The 25,894-nt window shown below is 61.8% G+C and carries 24 protein-coding genes; 7 read left to right on the top strand and 17 right to left on the bottom strand.

The genetic code is table 11. From position 1 onward, the window contains the following. Positions 1-70: 70 nt before the first annotated feature. Together CO667_RS01805 and CO667_RS01800 are read left to right on the top strand one after the other, a co-directional pair. Entirely contained in the window at positions 71-295 is a 225-nt protein-coding gene (locus tag CO667_RS01805; RefSeq protein ID WP_097616685.1) for a hypothetical protein, read from the top strand. 145 nt (positions 296-440) lie between these two features. Next, positions 441-821 (top strand): DUF6481 family protein, encoded by a 381-nt coding sequence (locus CO667_RS01800; RefSeq protein ID WP_097616683.1) that lies wholly within the window; start codon positions 441-443, stop codon positions 819-821. Between the two features lie 38 nt (positions 822-859). Here CO667_RS01800 and minE read toward each other — a convergent pair whose 3' ends face one another. From minE to CO667_RS01720, 16 genes are all read right to left on the bottom strand, one after another. Continuing rightward, positions 860-1,120 carry a cell division topological specificity factor MinE gene (gene minE, locus CO667_RS01795; RefSeq protein ID WP_011428260.1) on the bottom strand — a complete coding sequence of 87 codons (261 nt, stop codon included), beginning with the start codon at positions 1,118-1,120 and terminating at the stop codon, positions 860-862. Beyond that, complete coding sequence (gene minD / locus CO667_RS01790; protein WP_097616680.1) at positions 1,117-1,932, bottom strand: septum site-determining protein MinD; 816 nt, start codon at positions 1,930-1,932, stop codon at positions 1,117-1,119. Before minD ends, minE begins: the two co-directional genes overlap by 4 nt. 123 nt (positions 1,933-2,055) lie before the next feature. Beyond that, positions 2,056-2,775: a septum site-determining protein MinC gene (gene minC, locus CO667_RS01785; RefSeq protein ID WP_097616678.1), complete on the bottom strand. Its 720-nt coding sequence runs from the start codon at positions 2,773-2,775 to the stop codon at positions 2,056-2,058. Between the two features lie 209 nt (positions 2,776-2,984). Then, positions 2,985-3,587 (bottom strand): PAS domain-containing protein, encoded by a 603-nt coding sequence (locus CO667_RS36215; RefSeq protein WP_097616676.1) that lies wholly within the window; start codon positions 3,585-3,587, stop codon positions 2,985-2,987. Positions 3,588-3,694: 107 nt separating this feature from the next. Continuing rightward, entirely contained in the window at positions 3,695-5,032 is a 1,338-nt protein-coding gene (locus CO667_RS01775) for an NAD(P)/FAD-dependent oxidoreductase (RefSeq protein WP_097616674.1), read from the bottom strand. Between the two features lie 83 nt (positions 5,033-5,115). Then, the gene (locus tag CO667_RS01770) at positions 5,116-6,156 is read right to left on the bottom strand and encodes a DUF3445 domain-containing protein (RefSeq protein WP_097616673.1); all 1,041 of its coding nucleotides are present in this window, start codon (positions 6,154-6,156) and stop codon (positions 5,116-5,118) included. A 34-nt stretch (positions 6,157-6,190) separates the two neighbouring features. After that, positions 6,191-7,156, bottom strand: coding sequence for a PDR/VanB family oxidoreductase (locus CO667_RS01765; RefSeq protein ID WP_097616672.1), 966 nt, complete (start codon positions 7,154-7,156; stop codon positions 6,191-6,193). After that, positions 7,153-7,758, bottom strand: a complete 606-nt coding sequence (locus tag CO667_RS01760) for a dimethylamine monooxygenase subunit DmmA family protein (RefSeq protein WP_097616669.1) — start codon at positions 7,756-7,758, stop codon at positions 7,153-7,155. The genes CO667_RS01765 and CO667_RS01760 overlap by 4 nt, the downstream gene beginning before the upstream one ends. An 11-nt stretch (positions 7,759-7,769) precedes the next feature. Beyond that, on the bottom strand, positions 7,770-8,903 hold the full coding sequence (locus tag CO667_RS01755; protein WP_097616667.1) for an aminomethyltransferase family protein: 1,134 nt from the start codon (positions 8,901-8,903) through the stop codon (positions 7,770-7,772). Positions 8,904-9,035: 132 nt separating this feature from the next. Next, positions 9,036-9,920 (bottom strand): formyltetrahydrofolate deformylase, encoded by an 885-nt coding sequence (purU, locus tag CO667_RS01750; protein WP_097616665.1) that lies wholly within the window; start codon positions 9,918-9,920, stop codon positions 9,036-9,038. 95 nt (positions 9,921-10,015) lie between these two features. Then, positions 10,016-11,323, bottom strand: a complete 1,308-nt coding sequence (glnT, locus tag CO667_RS01745; RefSeq protein ID WP_097616663.1) for a type III glutamate--ammonia ligase — start codon at positions 11,321-11,323, stop codon at positions 10,016-10,018. An 80-nt stretch (positions 11,324-11,403) separates the two neighbouring features. Next, a complete protein-coding gene (locus tag CO667_RS01740) occupies positions 11,404-12,732 on the bottom strand; it encodes an FMN-binding glutamate synthase family protein (protein ID WP_097616662.1) in 1,329 nt (442 codons plus the stop codon). A 14-nt stretch (positions 12,733-12,746) separates the two neighbouring features. Then, entirely contained in the window at positions 12,747-13,433 is a 687-nt protein-coding gene (locus tag CO667_RS01735; protein WP_097616661.1) for a GXGXG domain-containing protein, read from the bottom strand. A gap of 70 nt (positions 13,434-13,503) precedes the next feature. Further along, positions 13,504-14,409 carry a glutamine amidotransferase family protein gene (locus tag CO667_RS01730; protein WP_097616659.1) on the bottom strand — a complete coding sequence of 302 codons (906 nt, stop codon included), beginning with the start codon at positions 14,407-14,409 and terminating at the stop codon, positions 13,504-13,506. Between the two features lie 89 nt (positions 14,410-14,498). After that, positions 14,499-15,182 (bottom strand): helix-turn-helix domain-containing protein, encoded by a 684-nt coding sequence (locus CO667_RS01725; RefSeq protein WP_097616657.1) that lies wholly within the window; start codon positions 15,180-15,182, stop codon positions 14,499-14,501. Between the two features lie 78 nt (positions 15,183-15,260). Beyond that, positions 15,261-16,220 (bottom strand): GlxA family transcriptional regulator, encoded by a 960-nt coding sequence (locus CO667_RS01720; protein WP_097616654.1) that lies wholly within the window; start codon positions 16,218-16,220, stop codon positions 15,261-15,263. An 86-nt stretch (positions 16,221-16,306) separates the two neighbouring features. Between CO667_RS01720 and CO667_RS01715 the strand changes: the two genes are divergently transcribed. Genes CO667_RS01715 through CO667_RS01700 form a run of 4 tightly spaced genes read left to right on the top strand, consistent with a single transcriptional unit; the run spans position 16,307 to position 21,343 of the window. After that, on the top strand, positions 16,307-17,557 hold the full coding sequence (locus CO667_RS01715) for a sarcosine oxidase subunit beta family protein (protein ID WP_097616652.1): 1,251 nt from the start codon (positions 16,307-16,309) through the stop codon (positions 17,555-17,557). A gap of 12 nt (positions 17,558-17,569) precedes the next feature. Beyond that, positions 17,570-17,851 carry a sarcosine oxidase subunit delta gene (locus CO667_RS01710; RefSeq protein ID WP_097616650.1) on the top strand — a complete coding sequence of 94 codons (282 nt, stop codon included), beginning with the start codon at positions 17,570-17,572 and terminating at the stop codon, positions 17,849-17,851. Then, positions 17,848-20,805, top strand: coding sequence for a sarcosine oxidase subunit alpha family protein (locus CO667_RS01705; RefSeq protein ID WP_097616647.1), 2,958 nt, complete (start codon positions 17,848-17,850; stop codon positions 20,803-20,805). Before CO667_RS01710 ends, CO667_RS01705 begins: the two co-directional genes overlap by 4 nt. Next, a complete protein-coding gene (locus CO667_RS01700; protein ID WP_097616646.1) occupies positions 20,798-21,343 on the top strand; it encodes a sarcosine oxidase subunit gamma family protein in 546 nt (181 codons plus the stop codon). Before CO667_RS01705 ends, CO667_RS01700 begins: the two co-directional genes overlap by 8 nt. Positions 21,344-22,298: 955 nt before the next feature. Here the strand turns inward: CO667_RS01700 and rtcR are convergent. Next, positions 22,299-23,906 (bottom strand): RNA repair transcriptional activator RtcR, encoded by a 1,608-nt coding sequence (gene rtcR / locus CO667_RS01690; protein ID WP_097616642.1) that lies wholly within the window; start codon positions 23,904-23,906, stop codon positions 22,299-22,301. 210 nt (positions 23,907-24,116) lie between these two features. On the opposite strand from rtcR, the gene CO667_RS01685 reads away from it, so the two are divergent. Further along, positions 24,117-25,673: an RNA-binding protein gene (locus tag CO667_RS01685; protein ID WP_097616639.1), complete on the top strand. Its 1,557-nt coding sequence runs from the start codon at positions 24,117-24,119 to the stop codon at positions 25,671-25,673. The last annotated feature ends 221 nt before the right edge of the window (positions 25,674-25,894 follow it).

Raw genomic sequence — 25,894 nt, 5'->3', positions numbered from 1 at the left:
TTCAAAGCGTTACAGCGTCCATTGCGCGTCTGAAAAGACGCGCGGCGCTGTCATCAAATTCAGGATCACCATGACAGAGACACACAGCAAATCACGCAAGCAGGCGGAGATTGCCTTCGGAAACGTGCAGTCGCAGTTCCTGGCGCGAAGCCGTGCCGTTGAAGAAATCGACCAGACCGTGCGCGCCCGCGAGGAAAAGACCTTACGGCTGCGCGAAGCCCGCGAGGCCAAGGAATTGCAGGATCGCTTGATGGCGGCCAATAGCCTTGCCGTGAAGCGAAAAAAGAAAATGTGATTCAAGATCTGGATGATTTTGCGCCGGATTGGCATAATATCATTCGAATCCAAATCGAAGAAATAGAGCAGAGGGTCATCCGGAGCCCCTTCGGACCTTTCGGCATCATGCTCCACTATCGAAATCAAACAGTCAGGAAACAGATTTGAAACACGCCAGAAACAACGAGCTTTCCGATCGTCGCAGCGCGGCTGCCGAAGCCAAGGCCGCTCTCCTCAATGCGTATCGTACCGCCAAGGATACGGCCGAACCCACCCGGCTCGCAAAGCAGGCGGAGCGCCAGGCCATTGCCGCGGCCAGGGAAGAACGGCGTGCCGCGCGGGAACAGGCAAAGCTTGAAGAACTGGAGCGGGCTCGGTCCGCGGCAGCAGAACGTCAGGCTGCCGCCGAGGCTGCGGAACGGGCCGAGAGCGAGGCCCGCGAAGCCGCCGACAAAGACCGGATCGCGCGGGTGATTGCCGATGAAGCCGCCCGAAAGGCCGCACGCGACCTGCGTTACGCCAATCGAAAAGCCAGAAAGTCGTGATACCAAGCGCTGCCTGTCACGACAGGCAGCGCCGTCTTTCAAGCGGCCTGTACGGCTGCATTCAGCGGAATTTCGACATCGATCTCCAGGGTCGATACGAATTCGTTGCGGTCGATCGTCACCTGCACCTTGTCGTGGTCGAGTTCGACATGTTTTGCGATGACCGCAAGGATTTCCTCGCGCAGCAGCGAGACCAGGTCGGACCCGGCCGAGGAGCGCTCGTGAGCAAGCAGCACCTGCAGGCGCTCGCGGGCCGCCGGTGCGGTTCTCTGCTTGTTGAACAGACGGAATATATTCATGCTGCCCTCCGTCCGAAGATCTTGCCGAAAATGTTCCGCTTTTCCTCTGGGATCGCCATCGGCAGAACCTCGCCGGCGAGCCGGCGGGCGGCATCGAAATAGGCCATCGCGGCCGGGCTTTTGCTTTCTGCCAGCGTGACCGGCGCACCGATATTGGAGGCGCGCAGGACATCCATGCTCTCAGGCACGATGCCGAGCAGCGGGATGGACAGGATCTCCAGGACGTCGTCGACCTTCAGCATGTCGCCGCGTTCGGCGCGGTTGGCGTCGTAGCGGGTCAGCAGCAGGTGCTTTTCCATCCGCTCGCCGCGTTCGGCCTTGGCGGTCTTGGCATCGAGCAGGCCGATGATGCGGTCGGAATCGCGCACCGACGAGACTTCCGGATTGGTGACGACAACGGCAACGTCGGCATGGCGCATGGCGAGCGTCGCGCCGCGTTCGATCCCGGCCGGGCTGTCGCAGATGATCCAGTCGAAATAGCGCTTCAGGTCGTTGATGACGCGCTCGACCCCTTCGGCCGTCAGATTGTCCTTGTCGCGCGTCTGCGAGGCCGGCAGCAGGAACAGCGTTTCCAGCCGCTTGTCGCGGATCAGCGCCTGGGTCAGCTTGGCGTCGCCCTGGATGACATTGATCAGGTCGTAGACGACCCGGCGCTCGGCGCCCATGACGAGGTCGAGATTGCGCAAGCCGACATCGAAATCGACGACGACGACTTTTTCATTGCGTTGCGCCAGCGCCGCTCCCAATGCGGCGGTCGAGGTCGTCTTTCCGACCCCGCCCTTGCCTGACGTGACGACGATCACTTTCCCCATGTTTCTCTCCTTTGCCGTGGCCCTCTGCATAATTCCTTAAATCGGCATCGATTTAAGGAATTATGCAGTAATTCAAAGTGTTGCAGCATCCCTTGCGCGTCTGAAAGACGCGCGGCGCTGTCGTCAGATCAGTTTTTCCGCCATGATCGCGTCGTCTTCGAGCCAGAGCTGAACAGCCTGTCCGCGAAGATTGGGGGCCATGTCTTCCGCCATTTTGTAGATGCCGTCGATGGCCACCAGCTCGGCCTCGAGCTTACGGCAAAAGATCTGCGCCGATGCGTTGCCGATGGAGCCGGCCATGGCCCGACCGCGCAGCGCGCCGTAAATGTGGACCGATCCCCCCGCGATCACCTCGGCGCCGGAAGCGACCGATCCGATGATGGTGACGTCCCCTTCCGGAAAGATCACCGATTGTCCCGACCGCACAGGTTCCCGGATGACGATCGACTGCATTGCCGGACGGGTCTCGGCCGTCACCGGTCTGGCCGGCGGATCGGCCGTCTCCTTGGCGGGAACCTCGATATCGGAAACCGACCGGCCGCCTTTGAGTGCCGGCGGCATGCCGGAGCCGAGGATCGACGGCCGTGCGCCCTCGATGCCCATGATGCTGACATTGCGCTTGGCAAGTTCGGCAATCAGCTCCTTCAGCTGCGGCTTGTCGATCTGCAGGTCCGTCAGGTCGAGCACGACAGGCCGGCCGAGGAAGAACCCGGCCGAACGTGCGGCCAGATCGTCCAGCCTGATCAACCAATCATCGATGGGGAGATCCGGGGACAGCATGACCGCGAGGAAAGAGCGGCCCTTGATGCGGATAGAGCGAGCGTCTGTTAGCACTTTGGTCATCTATGTGAAGAAATCGTTGACCATGTGTAGCGCTGCTATGGTTAACAAAAAGTTAACGCGACCTTAATATTACCCGTAACGACATGAGATTCCGCAAGTTCAGGATTGCCGCAACTTATTGGAAAGGCTTGATATTCCACAGCGCACCACGCGGTTAATAATTCGGCTTTCCGCTTGGGCCGCAAATCCGCCTCTGCGCTGGTTAACGCTCAGCCTTCCGCCTTGCGTTGTGCGTTGGAAATGGCGCGCGCGGCCTCCTCGGAGGAGTTGGCGAGCGTGCGCATCTCGGCGGCCAGCACGGCAAAGCCCGATCCGGCCGTGCCGGCGCGGGCAGCCTCGATGCCGGCATTGACGGCGAGCAGCTTCAGGTAGCGCAGCGATTGCAGGATCTCATTGGTCTTCGAAGCGGTGACGCGCATGTCGGCAGTCTGGTCATCGATTCGCTGATAGAGTGATTCGATGTTTATGATGCTGCCTTCGAGATAGAGAAGCTCGCCCTTCTCGTCCCAGATGCCGCCGCCGGTCTCGGTGACCCAGATCAGATGACCCATGGTGTGGCGGATGCGGTATTCCATCGTCCAGTCCGTGCGTTTCTCCAGCGCCCGTCCGACGATCTCGTCCATCAGAGGCACGTCTTCCTCGTACATGATCGAGGTGAAGGTGCGGGTGCGGTTGCCGATGATCTCGTCGGCGGGATAACCGAAGATGCGCTCGATGCCGTCGGTCATCTCAAGCATGGTGTAATTTTCGTCGGCGCGGCAGCGGTAGAGAAAACCGTTCATGCGCCCGAGAATGCTCGTTTGAAAATCCATGAAGGCCACATCCGAAGAGAAGAGTTGCAGATGGATTTATGCCGTCTCATTCAAAGAGGCGCCGGAAGAGCGCGCACGAACCCCCTCCTCCGGCCAGGCCCGCCTCGTCAGTTGCGCAGATATTCCTCCATGGAATCATCGAGCGCCTCGACCCAGGGCGTGTGATGCGTCGGCGACATGTTGCCGGTCATCAGCGACCGGTAGGCATGGTCGCGGAAGCCCATGATATTGTGGGCCTTGTGATGCTCCCATTCCATGAAGGTCCGGTTGGTGCCCTCGATGTCGAAGGAGGGATAGTCGGTTTCAGCAAGCAGCTCCTTCACATAGTCGCCCTGATACCAGATCATCTGCTCGGCATCCTCGAGCGTTTCCTCGCGGGCGCGCCACATGTCGAAATTGGCCTTCAGCTCCTCTTCCGGCGGTAGGGCGATGCGGCCCATCATCACGTCGCGCGCCCACCAGGCCTGCACGTCGAACATGTTGAAGGTGTAGAACTGGTCCTGCATGCCGATATAGAAAAGCTGCGGGTTCCTGTCGAAGATCACCCCCTTGTAGAGGCTGTCGGCCCAGAGGCGGTTGGCGGTCTTCAGCCTGAGCTCGTCCGGCAGGAAGGGAAAATGGTGCTGGTAGCCGGTGCAGAGGATCAGGGCATCGACCTCCTTGGTCGAGCCGTCGAGGAAATGCGCCGTCCGGTTTTCGAGCTTCGTCAGCAGTGGCCGCTCCTCGAAATTCTCCGGCCATTTGAAGCCCATCGGCTTCGAGCGATAGCTCGTCGTCACCGATTTTGCGCCGTATTTCCAGCATTGCGAGCCGATGTCCTCGGCCGAATAGCTGCGGCCGACGAGCAGGATGTCCTTGCCCTTGAACTCCAGCGCGTCGCGGAAATCATGGGCGTGCAACACGCGGCCGTTGAACGTCTTCACGCCCTCGAAGTAAGGCACATTCGGCGTCGAGAAGTGACCTGATGCCACGACCACATAGTCGAACTCTTCGTCATACATCCGGTCCTCGACCCGGTTATGCGCCGTTACCGTGAATTTCTTCGTCTGCTCGTCGAAGCGGACCATGCGCACCGGCGTGCTGAAGCGCACCCAGTGGCGGACATTGGCCTTCTCGACGCGGCCCTTGATATAATCCCAGAGCACGGCGCGCGGCGGATAGGAGGCGATCGGCTTGCCGAAATGCTCCTCGAAGGAATAGTCGGCGAATTCGAGGCATTCCTTCGGGCCGTTCGACCAGAGGTAACGATACATGCTGCCATGGACCGGCTCGCCATATTCGTCGAGCCCGGTGCGCCAGGTATAGTTCCAAAGCCCGCCCCAGTCGGACTGCTTTTCGAAGCAGACGATCTCCGGGATTTCGGCGCCCTTCTGGGCGGCCGATTGAAAGGCGCGCAGCTGCGCCAGCCCGGAAGGACCGGCACCGATGACGGCAACTCTTGTCATGAAGCATTCCCCTCTTGATGATATCGCATTGCCTGGATCGCGCGCCTGCGAAGACGCGCGGCTCTGGTGCGCATCGCTGCGCGTCAGTCGGGATAGATGCCGGGGCTGGTCGGCGCCCCGTCGTCATATTTGGAAAGCCAGTCGATCGTCGTCTCGCGAAAACGGGTGAGCCCCTTGTAGTCGATCAGCTCCGGCGGCAGCGTCTTCAGCACGCGCGGGAAGCGCCGCGCCCATTTCGGCACGGTGACGAGCTCTTCCATGTTCATCAGGTAGCAGCGGATGACGAAGAGGATGGCGTTGGAGCGCGGCAGGCGCCAGAGGCTTTGCAGCTCGACGCGCAGATGCACCTTCTCGCCGACATTGTCGGGCGTCACCGTCGTGCGGTCGGGACCCCATTTGTGATAATTCTCCGGGCTGGTGTCGAGCCGCGGATTGATTGTCATCGTCCAGTTGAAGCGCCGTGTCGGCTTGCCCTGCTGCAGGTTCAGGAGGAATTTCAAAGCCCGGTCGAAGACGCCGATCTGATGGGCGAGCGGCACCGGCCCGTGCCATTCCATGAAGTTCATGCCGATGTCGAAATCGAGCGACCAGTCGGCCTGCGTCGTCACCATGCCGGCATCCATCCAGAGATTGCCGTCGCGCTGGTCGACGATGCAGAAATCGCCCTGGGCCTGGCGGGTGATATATTCGAATGGCTCACAGGGCAGTGTCGAGGCATCGCCGAAGGTGAAGCTGTCGTCGATGCCGAGCGGCCGATTGATCCAGCGCCACTGGTCGCCGTTGCGGATCAGCGTGAAATGGTCGGGGTATCCTGCCGCCTGCTGTTCCATCAATAGTTCGAGCGTGTCCCACTGCGCGCTCATCATGTGCGGCAGCGCCTGGTAGCGCAGCGGATCCTCCTTCAGCACCAGCGCCCGGTCGTGCATCTCGGCGACATAATGCTCGTCGACGTCGATCAGGCTTTCGTAGACGGTTCCCGCCCGGCCGTGCACATGCGGCTCCATATTGACCGAATACATGTATTCGTCGCGGTCGAAGGGAAACGGGAAACGCCGGATGTTTTCGGGGCTGTTGCGGTAGCTGAAGTCGTTCCGGAAGGTTTCCTGCTTGAAGGCGATTGCCATGTTCGGTCTCCTTGTTCCGCCGTGTCAGATGCCGCTAGAGATCAAGATGCAGCGTGTTTCCCTCGAAGCGGGAAACACAGATCATCACCTTGCGCCCGGATGCTTTTTCTTCGCTCGTCAGATAGACGTCATGGTGCAGCAGCTTGCCGTCGCAGGTGACGACTGCGGTTTCGCATTGACCGCAGGCGCCGCCGCGACAGAGGAAGGGCGCGTCGACGCCCGCCGCCTCGATCGCTTCCAGCATGCTTTCGTGATGGCCGACCTTCACGGTCTTGCCGGATCGCAGGAGTTCGATCGCGAAGGGTTTGCCCGGCAGCGACGACAGGAACCGTTCCGAATGCAGGTTCTGCTCCGGCCAGCCGGCGTTGAGACCGCTTTTCAGCACGCCGTCGATCATGCCGGAGGGGCCGCAGACATAGAGATGCGTGCCGAGCGGCTGGCTATCGAGCAGGCGCGTCAGCGGGATGGCGCCGCCTTCGGCATCGCAATGGATCTTAATCCGATGCGGACCATAGCGCTCCTGGAGTTCCCGCCAATAGGCGCCGCGGTCGCGCGTGCGGATGGCATAATGCAGTTCGAAATTGGCGCCCTCGCGGGAAAACTGCTCCATCATCGCAATGAAGGGAGTGATGCCGATGCCGCCGGCGATCAGAAGATGCTTGCGCCCGCGCCAGTCCGGCTGGAAGAGGTTGACGGGATAGCTGACCTTCAGCTCGTCGCCTTCGCGGACTTTCTCATGCATGAAGGTGGAGCCGCCGCGTGAATCCTCGACGTGTAGCACGCTGATTTCATAAGCTGCGCAATCATGCGGCGGCGACATCAGCGAATAGGCATTGCGGCGCATATGGCCGCCATCGTTCATCAAAACGATGACGTGGGCTCCGCCGGAGAAATAAGGCATCGGCTTGCCGTCAAGGCGCTCGAAACGAAAGCGCTTGACGCGCTCGGCGATCGGGGTGATCCGCGCCACGCGGACAGGAATTTCAGTGCCACCGCTCAAAGGAACAACTCCTCCGGATCAGGCGCGCTGCCCGGTTCTTCCGCATCGATATTGACGCCCTGGAAGGCGGCGAGCCGGCGCGAATAATGGTCGCGCACCAGAAGCGGCAGCCCGCAATGGCTGCAGGCAAACGGGCTGGTGGTGACGTCGTCGGTGATGCCCTTGCAATGGACGCATTGCACGCGCCGGGCCAGCGAGCCGCGATGCTCGGTGATGACGGAGGCATGGTCCATGCCGTAATCGAGCGCCACGAGCATTGCCTGGCCGATGAAGCCTTCCGTGCCCGAAAGATAAAGCCGCGTGCCCATATGGGCGGTGGCAAGCGAACCCTTCAATCGGAAGAGCAGCGTTGCGATCGTCGGCGCCGTGAAGAACATGTCGGCGCCGAGGCGGCGCAGCGTCTCGTCCAGGCCAGATCCTTGCGAGCCGCGGGCGACATAGAGGATCTCGCTGCGGGAAAGAGCTGTTTCGTCAAGCGCCGGCTGCTGATCGAGCAGAGCCCTGGCACCCTCCCCTTCGAGCGCGAAAATGTGCCGCCGGGCGTTGGGCTGGATGGTCAGGCCCGTGTAGACTGGTCGGCTCTTGATGCCTGCAACGAGCATTCGCGTGCTCCTTAACCCAAGGCAGTCCTCTTCTTCTTCTCCGGATCGTCGAAGGGAAGCGTGTGGGCGGTGGCGCCTGCCTCGACGGTCTTGCCGCGGACGTCGAGTTTCGTCCCATGCACTGCCTTGTCAACATCGAGACGGGCGATCGCCATGGATTTCTTCGTCAGCGACGAATAGCTCGGGCAGGTGATGACGCCGACTTTCTTGCCGTCGGCAAAGACCTCGTCGCCGAGATCGGCCGGCCCGTCGGCATCGATCAGCATGCCGAAGATCTTGAAGCGCTCCTTGCCCTTGAGGCGGGCATGTTCCTCGGCGCCACGGAAACCCGTCTTGCCGGGGCTGACGGTGAAGTCGAGGCCGAGTTCCCAGAGACTGTCGCCGGGCGGCTGGTCGGCGAACGGATACATCTGCGAATTGTCGTAGGGGTAGAACAGCAGGTAGCTTTCGACGCGCAGCATGTCGAGAACCGAGAAGCAGCAGGGAATGATGCCCATCTCCTTGCCCTCCTCGACGATCCGGTCCCAGACCATGACGGCGTCCTGGCCGCGCACGAAGATCTCGTAGCCGCGTTCGCCGGTATAGCCGGTGCGCGAGATCATCACCGGCGCGCCGAACAGTGTCGTCTGCATGTGATGGAAATATTTGAGATCGCGGATGCCGGGCACATATTTGGCGAGATAGTCGACCGCGAGCGGGCCCTGCAGCGATAGGTCGTGCAGGTCGTCGTCGAAGAGCACGGCGCAATTGCGGCCGGCGGCCTGCCTGACGACCTCCTCGTGGCCGGAGCCCGAGCCATGCACCAGCATCCAGGAATTCGGGCCGGTGCGATAGACGATGCAGTCGTCGGTGAAATGGCCGCGCTCGTTCAGCATGGTCGCATAGACCGAGCGGCCGGGATAGATCTTCGTCAGGTCGCGGGTGGTGATGTAATCGAGCACGGCGATGGCGTGCGGGCCGACCAGGTGCACCTTCTTCAGGCCGGAGACGTCCATGATGCCGGCCTTGGTGCGGACGGCGACATGCTCTTCCGACATGTCCTTGTCATAGGTCCAGGCGGTCCCCATGCCGCTCCAGTCCTCGAGCTTCGAGCCAAGAGCGCGGTGCCGATCCGCTAAGGTGGAGAAACGCCATGATAGAGCCATTTTCGTTCCCTCTTGTTTCCTGTACGGAATATTTATTTCTTGACTATATAAGTCTTTCGCGTCGTGGCAAGCCCATCCGGCATGCATTTCCCCAAAACTTCTGTAGCATCTGGCCTGCCGCCGACGACCCTCTTACCCCATGCGTTCGGAAGCGTAGCTGCCAGGGCTGGCCGGGAAGACGACGGTGCGGTTGCCGTTGATGAAGGTGCGGTGGTGGATATGGGCGTGGATGGCGCGCGCCAGGACCTGGCTTTCGACATCGCGGCCGATCGAGACATAGTCGTCGGGCGACTGCGCATGGGTGATGCGTGCCGTGTCCTGCTCGATGATCGGGCCCTCGTCGAGATCGGCGGTGACGTAATGCGCGGTTGCCCCGATCAGCTTGACGCCGCGGCCATAGGCCTGCTTGTAGGGATTAGCGCCCTTGAAGCTCGGCAGGAAGGAGTGGTGGATGTTGATGATCTTGCCCGACATCTTCTGGCACATCTCGTCCGACAGGATCTGCATGTAGCGGGCGAGCACGATCAGCTCGGTGCCGGTTTGCTCGGCCACTTCCATGATCCGGGCCTCGGCCTGCACCTTGTTGGCCTTGGTGACCGGAATATGGTGGAAGGGGATGTCGTGGTTGACCACGACCTTCTGGTAGTCGAAATGGTTGGAGACGACGCCGACGATGTCGATCGGCAGGGCGCCGATCTTCCAGCGGTAGAGCAGGTCGTTGAGACAATGGCCGAAGCGCGACACCATCAGCAGCACCTTTATGCGCTTCTCGCTGTCGTGGAATTCGTATTCCATTTCGAAGGGCGCGGCGACGGCTGCAAAATCGGCGCCGATCTCGGTGCCGGAAAGTCCCTCTTCGGAAATGAAGCTGACGCGCATGAAGAACTTGCCGGTATCGAGATCGTCGAACTGGCTGGAGTCGATGATGTTGCAGCCCTTCTTGGCCAGATAGCTCGAAATCGCCGCCACGATGCCGCGCGTCGATGTGCAGGATACGGTGAGTACGACGTTCTTCATGCTGTCTCTTCCTTCGCCGTTTCAAGCGCAGAGGGCCTGGTCACGCCGGAACTGTCGGCGTGACCAGCATGTCACTGCAGATGTCTGCCCGCTTCTCAGATGTCGAGCGTGCTGTCGCGTTCCCACTGGGTGAAATGCGAGCAGTATGCATTCCATTCCCGATGCTTGAGCTTGAGATAGGCGGCCGAAAACTCGGCCCCGATCGCCGCCTTCAGGCCCTCGTCGGCATCATAGGCGCGCAGCGCATCGAGCAGGTTGAGCGGCAGGCGCGGCGCGTCCTTCACCAGATGCCCCTCGGCATACATGTCGATATCGTAGTGCGGGCCGGGGTCTGCCTGGCTGCGGATACCGTCGAGGCCGGCGGCGATAATGATCGCCTGTAAGAGGTACGGGTTGACCGCACCATCCGGCAGGCGCAGCTCGAAACGTCCCGGCCCCGGCACGCGCACCATGTGGGTGCGGTTGTTGCCCGTCCAGGTGACGGTGTTCGGCGACCAGGTAGCGCCCGATGTGGTGCGCGGTGCGTTGATGCGCTTGTAGGAATTGACCGTCGGATTGGTGATCGCGGCCAATGCGGAGGCATGTTTCATGATGCCGCCGAGGAAGGTTTTACCCTGGGCGGAGAGCCCGAAGGCCATTTCCTTGTCGGCGAAGGCGTTGACCTTGCCGTCGACGTCCCAGACCGAGATGTGGGCATGGCAGCCGTTTCCGGTCAGGCCCTTGAACGGCTTCGGCATGAAGGTGGCGCGAAGGCCGTGCTTTTCGGCGACCGACTTGACCATGAACTTGAAGAAGGAGTGCTTGTCCGCCGTCTGGAGCGCGTCGTCATATTCCCAGTTCATCTCGAACTGGCCGTTCGCGTCCTCGTGGTCGTTCTGATAGGGCTTCCAGCCGAGCTCGAGCATGTAATCGCAAATCTCGGCGATGACATCGTAGCGGCGCATCACCGCCTGCTGATCGTAGCAAGGCTTCTCGGCGGTATCGAACTGATCTGAAATCACCGAGCCGTCGGATGAGATGAGAAAGAACTCGGGCTCGACGCCGGTTTTTACCCGGAGCCCTTCTTTCGCAGCTTCGGCGACCAGTCTTTTCAGCAGCACGCGCGGTGCCTGTTCGACCGGCTGATCGTCCATGACGCAGTCGGCGGCAACCCAGGCGACGTCCTTCTTCCATGGGAGCTGGATGACGGAGGAAGCATCGGGAACCGCAAACAGGTCGGGATGGGCCGGCGTCAGATCGAGCCAGGTCGCGAAGCCCGCGAAACCGGCGCCATCCTTCTGCATGTCGGCAATGGCTTCAGCCGGGACCAGTTTGGCGCGTTGACCGCCGAACAGGTCCGTGTAGCTGATCATGAAATATTTGATGCCTTTGTCTCTGGCAAAAGCAGCAAGGTCCAGTGTCATTCTCGTTCCCCTTTGGATTTCTTGGAGACACTTAGGTTATGGATATGAGACGGCCGGGACTTTTGCCCGGCCGGTAGAAATCAGAAGCCTCCCTTGCCGGGAATCCAGTTGGTGCCGGCGAGCGGCACCTGCGCCATGGCCGATGCCTCGATCGTCAGTGCGACCAGGTCTTCCGGCTCGAGATTGTGCAGGTGGTTCTTGCCGCAGGCACGCGCGATCGTCTGAGCCTCGAGCGTCATGACCTTGAGGTAGTTGGCGAGGCGGCGGCCGGCCGCAACCGGGTCGAGGCGTTTTGCGAGCTCCGGATCCTGGGTGGTGATGCCGGCCGGATCCTTGCCTTCATGCCAGTCGTCATAGGCGCCGGCCGTGGTGCCGAGCTTCTGATATTCCTCTTCCCAATGCGGGTCGTTGTCGCCGATGGCGACGAGCGCCGCCGTGCCGATCGCCACCGCATCGGCGCCGAGCGCCAGCGCCTTGGCAACGTCGGCGCCCGAGCGGATGCCGCCGGAAACGATCAGCTGCACCTTGCGGTGCATGCCGAGATCCTGCAGCGCCTGGACGGCCGGACGAATGCAGGCAAGTGTCGGCATGCCGACATTCTCGATGAAGACGTCCTGCGTCGCCGCCGTGCCGCCCTGCATGCCGTCGAGCACGACGACGTCGGCGCCAGCCTTTACCGCAAGAGCGGTGTCGTAATATGGACGCGCGCCACCGACCTTGACGTAGATCGGTTTTTCCCAATCGGTGATCTCGCGCAGCTCCATGATCTTGATTTCCAGATCATCGGGACCGGTCCAGTCAGGATGGCGGCAGGCCGAGCGCTGGTCGATGCCCTTCGGCAGATTGCGCATATTGGCGACGCGGTCGGAGATCTTCTGGCCGAGCAGCATGCCGCCGCCGCCGGGCTTGGCGCCTTGGCCGACCACGACTTCGATCGCATCGGCGCGGCGCAAATCCCTAGGGTTCATGCCGTAGCGCGACGGCAGATATTGGTAGACCAGCGTCTGCGAATGACCGCGTTCCTCATCCGTCATGCCGCCGTCGCCTGTCGTGGTCGACGTGCCGGCGATTGTTGCGCCGCGACCGAGCGCTTCCTTGGCATTGCCGGACAGCGCGCCGAAGCTCATGCCGGCAATGGTGATCGGCGTCTTCAGCGTGATCGGTTTCTTGGCGAAACGGGAGCCGAGCACCACTGTCGTGTCGCACTTCTCGCGGTAGCCTTCGAGCGGATAGCGCGAGATCGAGGCGCCGAGAAACAGCAGATCGTCGAAATGCGGAACCTTGCGCTTGGTGCCGGCGCCGCGGATATCATAGATACCGGTCGCAGCCGCACGGCGGATTTCGGCGAGCGTATAGTCATCGAACGTCGCGGATTTGCGCGGCGGGGTGTAGGGGTTGTGATAGCTCATGGATGTCCCTCGCCTCAATACGCGTCGGCGTTGTCGATGTTGAAATTGTAGAGCTTGCGGGCCGAGCCGTAGCGCTTGAACTCTTCGGGCCTGACGCCCGTGACCCCGGCGCGCTCGAGCAGCTCGGCAAGCTTGTCCAGATGCTCCGGCCGCATCTCTTTCTCGATGCAGTCGGAGCCGAGGCTCTTGACCTCGCCGCGGATGAACAGCTTGGCTTCGTAGAGCGAATCCCCCAGCGCATCGCCGGCGTCGCCGAGCACGACGAGATGGCCGGACTGGCCCATGAAGGCCGACATGTGGCCGATGCTGCCATGAACGACGATGTCGATGCCCTTCATCGAAATGCCGCAGCGCGACGCCGCGTTGCCCTTGATGACCAGCAGGCCGCCGCGGCCGGTGGCGCCGGCATACTGGCTGGCGTCGCCCTCGATGACGACGGTGCCGGACATCATGTTTTCGGCAACGCCGGGACCGGCCGAGCCATGAACCGTCACCCTGCCGCCGTCATTCATGCCAGCGCAGTAATAGCCGACCGATCCTCTGACCGCGACCGTGACGGGGCTGTCGATGCCAACGGCAACGGCATGGCTGCCGCGCGGGTTGACGACTTCGAATTCCGTGTCGTTGGCCCCTTGCGAAAGGGCGTGCAGCGCGCTGTTCAGTTCGCGAAGAGGGGTATTGGAAAGATCGAATATGGGCATTTATTCCTCGTTGGGAATCCTTGTTGATCTGGGAGACGGTCCGCGCCGGCTCTCGGCTTTCAGGCGCCCCTCAGGCGGCCTTGTCGTGATCCCAGAAGTAAACGGTTGCCGGCTCCGGCTCCCAGACACGGGCATTCTCGATGCCGGGAAGGTTGACCAGTGCGCGGTATTCCGAACCGAAGGCGACATACTGCTCCGTCTCGGCCATGACAGCAGGCTTGCAGGCGATCGGGTCGCGCACCACCCCGAAGCCGGACTTGGTGCCGACGACGAAGGTGAAGAAGCCGTCGAGATCGTCGAGCGCGCCGGTCAGCGCCTGGCCGAGATCCTTGCCCTTGGCCATTTCGGCCGTCAGATAGGCGGCGGCGACTTCGGAATCGTTCTGCGTCTCGAAGGTCATGCCTTCGCGCACCAGTTCGCGGCGCAGGTTGTTGTGGTTGGACAGCGAGCCGTTGTGCACGAGGCACTGGTCGGCGCCGGTCGAGAATGGATGGGCGCCGAGCGTGGTAACGGCCGATTCCGTCGCCATGCGGGTATGGCCGATGCCGTGGGTTCCGCTCATCGAGCGGACGCCGAAGCGCGCCACGACCTCTTTCGGAAGGCCGATTTCCTTGTAGATCTCGACGCTTTCGCCCGATCCCATCAGGCGGACTGCCGGGCGGATCTCTTCGAGCGCCTTGCGCACCTCTCCAAGCTTGGACGCGTCCAGCTCGATGACCGCATGCGTGCTCTTGACCGATACATCGGCTTTGATGCCGGCCTTTTCGAGGTCGCCGGCCAGGCCGTCGAAGTCCACGCCCGGATTGGCGGACTGGATGGTGATTTTCGCCCTGCCCTCGGCCGTGCCGCCATAGATTGCGATACCGGCTGAATCCGGTCCGCGATCCGTCATGGTGATCAGCATATCCGAGAGCAGACTTCCCAGCTGAGGTTCAAGGCTCTTGTCCTTGAGGAACAGTCCTACAATGCCGCACATAGCGCGTGCCTCCGTTCATGTTGAGAAAGGACTAGCAGGTCTATATCAGGACATCAACTGGGAAGAATAAAATTTTCTTCTAAGGCAAATCAGCCCCTGGAGCTCTGCTGGGGATAACTGATGATCGAGAGGTATTTGCTCGGCAGTTTCACCAGCTGTTCCGGCCCATGCGGCGCATCGGCGTCGAAGAACAGGCTGTCGCCCGGCTGCATCTGGAAAAGCTGGTCGCCGTGGCGGTAAACCACTTCGCCTTCGAGCATGTAGAGAAACTCCATGCCCTCGTGCTGGAAGGTCGGGAAGATGTCGGAATCGGCCGTCAGCGTGATCAGATAAGGCTCGACGATGACGCCGCTGGTATTGTTGTCGATATGGCCGAGCAGATTATATTGATGGCCGGCGCGCGTGCCGCGTCGTTCGAGCTCGATGCCCTGCCCCGCCTTGACGAAGACGGCATTGCGCGGTTCCTCGAAGCGGCGGAAGAAGGACGTCAGCGGCACGCCGAGCGCCCGCGACAGCGATTGCAGCGTCGTCAGCGACGGCGAGATATTGCCGTTTTCGATCTTCGACAGCATGCCGAGCGAAATGCCGGTCGCGGCCGCCAGATCGGTCACCGTGATGCCGAGTTTCTTGCGGTAGGCGCGCACCTCATGGCCGATCGCCATTTCGAGGTTGTTTTCCTTCGGCTCCCGAACGGCGTGCGGGTCCTGGGAAAAGGGCGCGCGTCCACCATGCGCCTGTTCCGGTTGATCTGCCGCTTCACCTTTGGCTTTCATCGGATTTTCACTGCTGCCTTCTCTTTGATCTGAGGCAACCCTATCGCCATAGTGAAAATTTCTCAACCGTGAAGAAAACTATTCCCGCCGCGCCGCACGCGGAGCGATGCCGTAGACGGTGCGGAACATCCGGGAAAAGTGGCTGAGACTGGAAAAACCGGTGGCGACCGCGATCTCCGAGACGGAAAGCGGGCTCTGCTTCAGCAGGCGATGGGCATGCTGCAGCCTGATCCTGCGGTACTGATCGAGAAAGGTGGTGCCGAGATGGGCGGCAAAGAGCCGGCCGAGATGGCGGGCGGTGACGCCGGCGATGCGCGCCATGGCGGCACGCTCGAGCGGCATCTCGATCGTCTCCTCCATCCGTTCGAGAACGCTGAGCAGTCCCGGATGATGGACGCCGTAACGCTGCGCCAGCGAGGCGCGCTGCGGTGCTGCGGGCTCGTTGACCTCCGTATGAAGATACCAGTCGCTGACCCGGCGGGCGAAATCCGGCCCCATGCGCTCGGCGATCAGCACATGCATCATGTCGAGCGGCGCGATGCCGCCGCCGCAGGTGATCCGGTTGCCGTCGATCATGAATCGCGCCTGGCGCGGCGTGAGCTCCGGGAAGGCTTCGAGAAGGGCGGCCGCATGCTCCCAGTGAATGGTGAAGTCGCGGCCGCTGAGCAGCCCGGCCGCGGCCATCAGATAGGGGCCGCCCGAAATGCCGCCGATCCGCACCCCTTCGCGCGACAGCTGCCGCAAGCAGGCAAGCACGCTGGGATACCGCCAGTCGCGCGGCAAGCCGCCGGCGCAGACGAAAGCCGTTCCAAGCCCCGAGCCCCTGACGGGCAGAGGTTCGGCGGGGACGCCGACACCCGAGGAGGAAAGCGCCGGCGCGCCATCCGGCGAGAAGATCCGCAGCCGATAGATCTCGCGGCCGGCCAGAAGGTTTGCCGCCCTGAGCGGCTCCGTCGCCGAGGCATAGGACATCAGCGCAAATCCCGGGATGAGGATGAAGCCGATCGTCTGGACATTTCTGGTATCAACCAACGACATGTCTCATCCTTATCGATTTATGTCCCTATTGTGCAAGTCCGCTTGCTTCTTTCTGGCATCATGCCCCTGTTCTTTCCGGGTGACTCATGCGCTATTCCGCTCTTTCGATTTTCCTGAACGGCCTTCGCGGCAACAAAGGCTGGGCGCCTGCCTGGCGCGATCCGGCGCCGAAGCCGCATTACGACGTCATCATCGTCGGTGGCGGCGGCCATGGTCTTGCCACCGCCTATTATCTCGCCAAGGAGTTCGGCGTCACCAATGTCGCCGTCCTCGAAAAGGGCTATCTCGGCTCCGGCAATATCGGCAGGAACACGACGATCATCCGTTCGAACTATCTGCTGCCTGGTAATAACCCCTTCTACGAACTGTCGATGAAGCTCTGGGAGGGGCTGGAACAGGATTTCAACTTCAACGCCATGGTCTCGCAGCGCGGCGTGCTCAACCTTTTCCATTCCGACGCCCAGCGTGACGCCTATACGCGCCGCGGCAACGCCATGCGGCTGCACGGCGTCGACGCCGAGCTGCTCGACCGGCAGGCGGTGCGCCGGAAATTGCCCTTCCTCGATTTCGACAATGCCCGTTTCCCCATTATGGGCGGCTTGTTCCAGCCGCGCGGCGGCACGGTGCGTCACGACGCGGTCGCCTGGGGTTATGCCCGCGGCGCAGACAGCCGCGGCGTCGACATCATCACCCAGTGCGAGGTGACCGGCATCCGCCGCGAGAACGGTCAGGTGACCGGCGTCGAGACCAACAGGGGCTTCATCGGCTGCGGCAAGCTGGCGCTGGCGGCGGCCGGCAATTCCACCGTCGTCGCCGATATGGCCGGCCTTCGGCTGCCGATCGAAAGCCATGTGCTGCAGGCCTTCGTCTCCGAAGGGCTGAAACCCTTCATCGACAATGTCGTCACCTTCGGCGCCGGGCATTTCTACGTCTCCCAGTCGGATAAGGGCGGCCTCGTCTTCGGCGGCGATATCGACGGCTATAATTCCTATGCCCAGCGCGGCAATCTGGCTTCGGTCGAGCATGTCGCCGAAGCCGGGCTGGCGATGATCCCTTCGCTGTCGCGCGTGCGTTATCTGCGCTCCTGGGGCGGGGTGATGGATATGAGCATGGACGGCTCGCCGATCATCGACCGCACCCATATCGACAATCTCTATCTCAACGCCGGCTGGTGTTACGGCGGCTTCAAGGCGACCCCCGCTTCCGGCTTCTGCTACGCCCATCTGATCGCCCGCAACACGCCGCATCAGACTGCCCGCGCCTTCCGGCTCGACCGTTTCGCGCGCGGCTATCCGATCGACGAAAAGGGCGTCGGCGCCCAGCCCAATCTGCACTGAGGACATTCTACCATGGCAAGCCTGATTTCCTGTCCCCATTGCGGCGCCCGGCCGAAGGAAGAATTCTCGATCCGCGGCGATGCGAAGCTTGTCCGGCCGGCGCCGGATGCCGGCGCGGATGCCTGGTACGACTATGTCTATCTCCGTGACAATCCGCGTGGCCGGCACAGCGAATACTGGCACCACGCCTCTGGCTGCCGCCGCTGGCTGATCGTCGAGCGCGACACCGTCACCCATGCGGTCCACGGCGTCAGGGATGCTGCCCTTTCCAAGCTCGGCGGAGAACCGGCATGACGAGCTTCCGTCTTTCCTCCGGCGGCCGCATCGACCGCTCCACGTCGCTCGGCTTCAGCTTCGACGGCAGGGCGCTCGCGGGCCATCCGGGCGACACGCTCGCCTCGGCGCTGCTTGCCAATGGTATCCAGCTCGTCGGCCGCAGCTTCAAATATCACCGCCCGCGCGGCATCCTGACGGCGGGAGCCGCCGAACCGAACGCGCTGGTGACGACAGGCAGCGGCGGGCGCACCGAACCGAACACGCGCGCCACGATGATCGAGCTTTATCAGGGGCTGACGGCAAGGAGCCAGAACCGCTGGCCGTCGCTCGGCTTCGATGTCGGCGCGGTCAACGGGCTGCTGTCGCCCTTCCTCAGCGCCGGTTTTTACTACAAGACCTTCATGTGGCCGGCGGCCCTCTGGGAGAAGCTCTACGAGCCGGTGATCCGCAAGGCGGCGGGCCTCGGCAGAGCCTCCTACGAAGCCGATCCCGATTCCTATGAAAAATGCTGGGCGCATTGCGACCTGCTGGTGATCGGCGCCGGCCCTGCCGGTCTGGCCGCAGCGCTGACGGCCGGCCGCGCCGGCGCGCGCGTCATCCTCGCCGATGAAGGCCCCGAACTCGGCGGCAGCCTGCTTTCCGACAACGTTTCTGTCGACGGCAAGCCGGCGGGCGCTCTTCTCGAAGAACTGCTTACCGAACTGGAGGGCCTGGAGAACGTGCGCCGCCTGCCGCGCATGACGGTGTTCGGCCGGTACGACGACAATGTCTTCGGCGCCGTCGAGCGGGTGCAGAAACATGTGGCGATGCCCGATCCGGATCGCCCGGTCGAACGGCTGTGGCGCATCGTCGCCCGCCAGGCGATCCTGGCGACCGGCGCCGAGGAGCGGCCGCTCGTCTTCGGCGGCAACGATATTCCCGGTGTGATGATGGCAGGCGCCATGCGCAGCTATCTCAACCGGCAGGCGGTCGCGCCCGGCAGAAGCACGGTCATCTTCACCACCAACGATGCCGGATACCGCACCGCCGCCGACCTTGAAGCGGCCGGCCTCGCCGTCGCGGCGATCGTCGATAGCCGCGCGGATGCGGGCAAGGGCTGGCAGGGCCGCGCCGAAGTGCTGAAGGGCGCCCGGGTCATCGATGCGTTCGGCGGCCAGCGCCTGCGCGGCGTCAGCGTTGAAACCAAAGACGGCCTTCGCCGGATCGAAGCGGATGCGCTTGCCATGTCGGGCGGCTGGAGCCCGATCATCCACCTTGCCTGCCATCGCGGTGCGAAGCCGCAATGGTCGGACGAGGCCTCGGCGTTTCTGGCGCCTGTCCAGCAGGAGGGCCTTGCCGTTGCCGGCTCGGCTGCCGGCATGGGGCAAACCACGGCCTGCCTCGGTGATGGCGCCGCAAAGGCGGCGGCGGCGTTGAAGGCGATCGGCTTTGCAGCGGCGGAGCCGGCCTTTGCTGCTGCTTCCGAGGCGGATGCACAGGCAAAGCCGCTCTGGTCGGTCAAGGGCTCGAAGGGCAAGGCTTTCGTCGATTACCAGAACGACGTGCATTTGAAGGATCTCGGTCTCGCCGTCCGCGAAGGCTACGGCCACGTCGAACTCGCCAAGCGCTACACCACATCAGGCATGGCGACAGACCAGGGCAAGCTTTCCAACATCAACGCCATCGGCATCCTCGCCGAGGCGCGTGGCGTGTCGCCCGCCGAGGTGGGAACGACGACCTTTCGGCCCTTCTATACGCCGGTTTCCTTCGGCGCTTTGACCGGGGCATCGCGCGGCAAAGATTTCCAGCCGGCGCGCAAATCGCCGCTGCATGGCTGGGCTGAAAAGAACGGCGCGGTCTTCGTCGAAACCGGCCTCTGGTATCGCTCTTCCTGGTTCCCGCGCGCCGGTGAGGCGACGTGGCGCGAAAGCGTCGACCGCGAAGTATTGAACATCCGCAAAAATGCCGGTCTCTGCGATGTCTCGACGCTCGGCAAGATCGAAATCTTCGGGAAGGATGCCGCGACTTTCCTCGATCGCATCTATTGCAACGGCTTCGCCAAGCTTGCGGTTGGCAAGGCGCGTTACGGCATCATGCTGCGCGAGGACGGCTTCATCTATGATGACGGCACCACCAGTCGCTTCAGCGACGATCATTTCTTCATGACGACGACGACGGCGCTCGCCGCCGGCGTGCTGACCCATCTCGAATTCTGCGCCCAGACGCTCTGGCCGGAGCTCGACGTCTGCTTCGCCTCTTCGACCGATCAATGGGCACAGATGGCCGTTGCCGGACCGAAGTCGCGCGCCATCCTCTCCGAGATCGTCGACGAGGATCTGTCGGATGCAGCCTTCCCCTTCATGAGCGCCCGCAAGGTCTCCCTTTTCGGCGGCCGGCTCGAAGGCCGGCTCTTCCGAATTTCCTTCTCCGGCGAACTCGCCTACGAGCTGGCGGTGCCGGCCGGTTACGGCGAAGGCGTTGCCGACGCGATCATGGCATCAGGCGAGAAACATGGCATATCAGCCTATGGCGCCGAAGCGCTCGGCGTCATGCGCATCGAAAAGGGCCACGTCACCCATGCCGAGATCAACGGCACGGTCACCCCAGGCGATCTCGGTTTCGGCCGCATGGTTTCATCGACCAAGCCGGATTTCATCGGCAAGGCGATGCTCGCCCGCGACGGCCTGCAGGACCCCGAGCGCCCTCGCCTCGTCGGCGTCAAGCCGCTCAATCCGGCAAGCGGCTTCCGCACCGGTTCGCATATCCTTGCCGAGGGCGCTGCGGCGACGCTCGAAAACGATCAGGGCTACGTCACATCGAGTGCTTTCTCGCCGACGCTCGGCCATACGATCGGCCTGGCGCTCGTCCGGCGCGGGCCGGAGCGCATCGGTGAGAAGGTGACGATCTGGAACGGTCTGCGCAACGAATTCACCGATGCGGTGCTCTGCCATCCCGTCTTCATCGATCCCGAAAACGAGAAGCTCCATGCCTGATCTTCCGCAACACAAACCGGTTCTGGCCGGGACTAGATATACCGGCATCTCAGGGGCGGGCATCCGGCTGGAAGCCTTGCCGGAGGGCCATCTCCTGCATGTGCTCGGCGCAATCGAGCCCACCGCGCTCGCCGCGGAATTGGCTAAGGCAGGCTTTGCGAAAAGTTCGATCCGCAAGGCGGGCTTCCGCCAATGGTTCATCGCCGGCGACGAGCCGCTTAGCCCCGCCGGCCTCGATGCTCTCGCAGTCGCACTTGCGGGAAAGGCCTACGTCATGGACCAGAGCCACGGGCGTGTGCGCATCGGCGTCTCCGGCCTCTCTTCGCGGGCGCTTCTCTCGAGGGGCACCGCCGTCGATCTCGATCCCGCTGTCTTCCCGGAAGGCCATGCGGCCATGATCATGGTCGGTCATCTCTCCGTACAGATCGTCCGCACCGGCGACGACAGCTTCGAACTCACGGTTCTGCGCAGTTTTGCCGAAAGCCTCTGGGACGATCTCACCCATATGGCGGCCAGCGCTGAAAAGGACGGCGCATGAGGGCCAGGCCGGTACAAAGATCGACGATTGAGCGAAATTAGCTGGAAGGTTCAACTTTCCGGCGCGGTGGCACGCAACCGTTGACCATCGAGCCAACACGAGAATTCGCGACAGCGGAGAGGATGGGGGCGAAACTTTTCGGCCGTGGAGATCGAGTTCACGGGATCACCGGCAAAAACCCTGCTGTTTCGGCAAAGGTCCGTTCGGAGCGGAAGATGTTAGGTCGGTGTGAATATAGCCGCTAGCTAACGAGCCCGTTTTGTTGCTTGGCAGATCTAAGCAAGTTGACTTGAGGTTTACACCGGAGTTAGGGAAGGTAGCGCCAGGATAATCAGTCGCATCTACAGGTACAGAATGAATTTTCAGTCTGGTAAGGCTCTATATCGCAGGATAGTAGTGTCCTTCGTATTTTGTATGATGGCTATTTATATGTACGGAGAAACTCTACAATCACATAAGAGTCCGGACGAGCAGGCGAGAGATATATTGAAAAAATACCTTACTGAATCCGGAGAAGTCGATCGAATGCGTTTTGCGAATTGCTCCAAAATCGAAAAGTCAGAAACCGAGTGGCTTCCAAATGTGAGCTTCTATATTGGGTGCGAGGTTAAGGAGCCGCTTTCGGCAGACCCCATTGCTCTCTCGGTGGCGTTCGGTGTTCGCGGGCAGGTTGAATTTGTGGATATGTCGAGAGGCCAGAAATAATGGGACCAGGTTCGAAAAGAAATCCTCAGACGAGTTTTGGACGACAAGACGCGCAGGTTCAGTGGAAAATCGGCGACGGAGCCACTGTTTACGTCGATATGTATTCGCATATGACTCAGGGGTAGTCCATTTCGAAACGAACGCGAAGGCAGAGCGAGTGTTGCAAAGGCGATACCCTTCGGTAGCCCGGCAACGGCCAACGGTTGTCCTATGAGCGAAAGAGATGATTGGCGTTCATCCAACCAAACCCTTATTCAGGTCTCTTGATATCCTCGAATCTGAGACTGAAGCGCGCGAGATATTTGCTCAGGCGATCGGCGTCGTTGCTGCTCTTTTTCTCCAAGCGTGAGATCGCAAACAAGGCTCTGCCCGCCGCGCTTGCCGTTGCATGTTGACGGCAGGTGTGCAGAACCGCGGCAAGCTGTGCTGCGTCGAAGCGATCGAGGCGAGCGGCAGTCTCTGCACCCAGCACCTCTTCAAGGATCAGATCCACCCTGCCGTCGTCGCTTGAGCTGCGCCAAAACGCATTCAGCCGTCGGACTTCATCGTCAACGACGTCGGTCGTGATGCGCCCATGCGGCGCGAGGGTCGCCATGCGGGTCACCGAAGCCGACAGGTCGCGAAAATTGGCGCTCCAGACGGCTTGCGGGCCGGTTGCGAAAGCAAGATAGCGTTGGCGTGCTTCCTTGTTGAAGGTGACATTTTCGCCTTCTCGTTCCAGATAACGCCTCAGCTCGAAGTCGAGATTGGGCTCGATGTCCTCCTTGCGCTCGCGCAGGGCCGGCAGCTGGAACGTCCAGAGGTTCAGGCGGGCATAGAGATCTTCGCGGAACCTTCCCTTTCGGACATCCTCGCCAAGATCGCGATTGGTGCCGGCCAGCAGCTGAAAGTCCGCCGTCACTTCCCGATCGGCGCCCATGGGCAGGAACTTCTTTTCCTCGATCGCGCGCAGGCACATGGCCTGTTCGTCGAGGCCGAGTTCGCCGATCTCGTCGAGGAACAGCACGCCTTTGTCGGCGGACTTGAGCAAGCCGGCACGCTCGCCGGCAGCGCCGGTAAAGGCGCCTTTCACATGGCCGAACAGGGTAGACATGGCCTGGTCGCCGCGCAGCGTCGCGCAGTTGACCTCGATGAAGGGGCCACTGACCTTGCGCTGGCTCTTCTTCAACTCGTAGATCCGGCGGGCAAGTTGCGACTTGCCGGCGCCGGTCGGGCCGGTCAGGAGAACGGGCGCCGTCGAGCGGATCACCACCCTTTCGATCTCGTCGATCATTCTGTTGAAGGCGGCGTTGCGGGTCGAAATTCCCGATTTCAGGAAAGAGGCGGCGTCTTCCCGCTCGGAAGCGAAGCGCTTGGCGATCTCGTCATAGCGGGAAAGGTCGAGGTCGATGATCCGATGTGTGCCGGCGAAATCCTGCTCCGGTTCCCGCTCGCGCGGCGGCGAGAGCTGCAGCAGCTGGCCGGGAATGATGCGGGCTTCGGTCAGCAGGAACCAGCAGATCTGGGCCACATGGGTGCCGGTGGTGATGTTGACGAGATAGTCTTCCGTGTCGGGGTCGAAGTTGTAATTGCGGGCAAAGTCCCTGAGGCTCGTATAGACCTCGGAAAAATCCCAGGGGTCCCGGAAGTTGATGACGTTGCTCCGCACCTCCGTCGCCGGCGCCACGGTTTCGATGTCGGCAACGATACGGTGACAGAGAGCTTGCGAGCGGTTGTCGTGGATCAGTTCCAGCCGGTCGATGAACAGGCCCGGCTGCTGGCAAAGCGCGACACTGGGCCGCCAGCGACTCCAGCGGTTTTCCCATTTCCCTGCATCCAGGGTGGTTCCCAATATGCTGATGGCGACGCGGCGCTTCATGTCTTATCCAGAATTATAAAGTGATATAATATGCGATAATATAATCTGGATACGGATTTTCGCAATTCATGATTGCGTTCGATGTGGCGTAAAAATTTCTCTTTTTAAAACAAAGAGATGTACGAAAGTTTCGTGTATGCCTCGCTCTTTTCTCCAAACTGGCACGCGTCTTGAAATGTATCTGGCATGAACCCAACAAGAGGTGCCGTCATGGTCAACAAGGCGATCTTCAAAACCTATCTCGGGAAACTGCTTCCGGGAACGGATACAAAAAATCATGAAGCGGCTCCGGCCTACCAGCTGACGCCGCGCGAGGCGCTGGCGCAATATGCTGTGACCGGCACCTTCAACGGCACCTTCTATGCGGATGGGGCCGAGCAGCTCGACGCGATAAAGACGCTTGCCCTTCAGGTCGAGCCGGAATTTCTCGCCAAGGTGGCTGTTTACGCCGCTGAGAAGGGGCAGATGAAGGACATGCCGGTGACGTTGCTCGCCATGCTCTCCAGCCTTCAGAGCGACGCCTTCGCCCGTGCATTCCCGCGGGTGGTGAAGAGCGGCAAGATGCTGCGCGGCTTCGTGCAGGTCATGCGCTCCGGCGCCACGGGTCGGAAGTCCCTCGGCACACGCCCGAAGAAGGTGGTGCAGGCGTGGCTCGAACGGGCGAGCACCGAGCAGATCCTGCGTGCGATGGTCGGAAACGATCCTTCGCTCGCCGACGTCATCCGCATGGTGCATCCGAAGCCGGCGACGGAGGAGCGCAAGGCGCTTTATGCCTGGGCGATCAGCAAGCCGCACGACTACGCGGCACTGCCTGAGCTCGTCAAGGCATTGGAAGCGTTCCGGCGTGACCAGACGGTGCCAGTGCCGGACGTCCCGTTCCAGATGCTGACCTCGCTGCCGCTGACGCGGGAGCATTGGGTTGAAATCGCCCGCAAGGGCGGCTGGCAGATGGTGCGGCAGAACCTCAACACCTTTGCACGCAACGGCGTGTTCGAGGTCGAGGGTTTTGCCGAGGCGCTGGCGGCGCGGCTTGCCGATCCGGAGGAAATCCGCAAGGCAAAGGTCTTCCCCTATCAGCTGATGATGGCGTGGAAGATGGTCGACGGCCAGCTTCCCCATGCCGTGCGGGATGCGCTTCAGGAGGCGATGGATATCGCCATCGCCAACGTGCCGTCCCTGACGGGCAATGTGGTGCTGTGCCCCGACGTGTCGGGTTCCATGGGTTCGCCCGTGACCGGTTACCGCAAGGGTGCGACGTCCTCGGTTCGCTGCATCGATGTCGCCGGTCTGATGACCGCGGCGTTCCTGCAGCGCAACCCGAAGGCGCGGGTGCTGCCGTTCGAGAATGACGTGGTGCATGTCAGCCTCAACAAGCGGGATTCGGTGATGACCAATGCCGGCAAGCTGGCGAAAATCGGCGGCGGCGGAACCAACTGCTCCGCACCGCTGAAGAGGCTGGCAAACGAGAAGGCCAAGGTCGATCTCGTGGTGTTCATCTCGGACAATGAGTCCTGGGTGGATGCGCGCGGGAGCGGACAGCCGACTGCTGTCATGACGGAATGGGCCAGGATCAAGCGGGTCAACCCGGCTGCAAAGCTGGTCTGCCTCGACATCCAGCCCCATGCCACGACCCAGGCGCCGACGCGGGAAGACGTGCTCAATATCGGCGGCTTCTCGGATGCCGTCTACGGAGTGATCACGGCTTTCGCGGCCAATAGCAAGGGAGCGGATGGCTGGGTGAAAGCCATCGAGGCGATCGCGCTCTGACGGGCTCGCAGAAGCAATACCCTCGCGCCACCGTGACCGGCGCGGGGAGCCGTGACGAATGCCGGATGAAACTACAGATCGTTAAATCTCCAGGTCGCGGGTTCGAATCCCGTCGGGTCCCCCAGTTTATGGACCCGTAGCTCAGCGGATAGAGCAGGCTGTTTCACCACACCTCGTCGTCACGGACGAATGAAATGACATGGCGAATGCATGGGGAACTA

This window comes from Rhizobium sp. L43 (genome assembly GCF_002531725.1).
Taxonomy (GTDB): domain Bacteria; phylum Pseudomonadota; class Alphaproteobacteria; order Rhizobiales; family Rhizobiaceae; genus Rhizobium.
The sequence above is the reverse complement of the archived record's forward strand: the minus strand, read 5'-3'. Positions and strand labels throughout refer to the sequence as shown.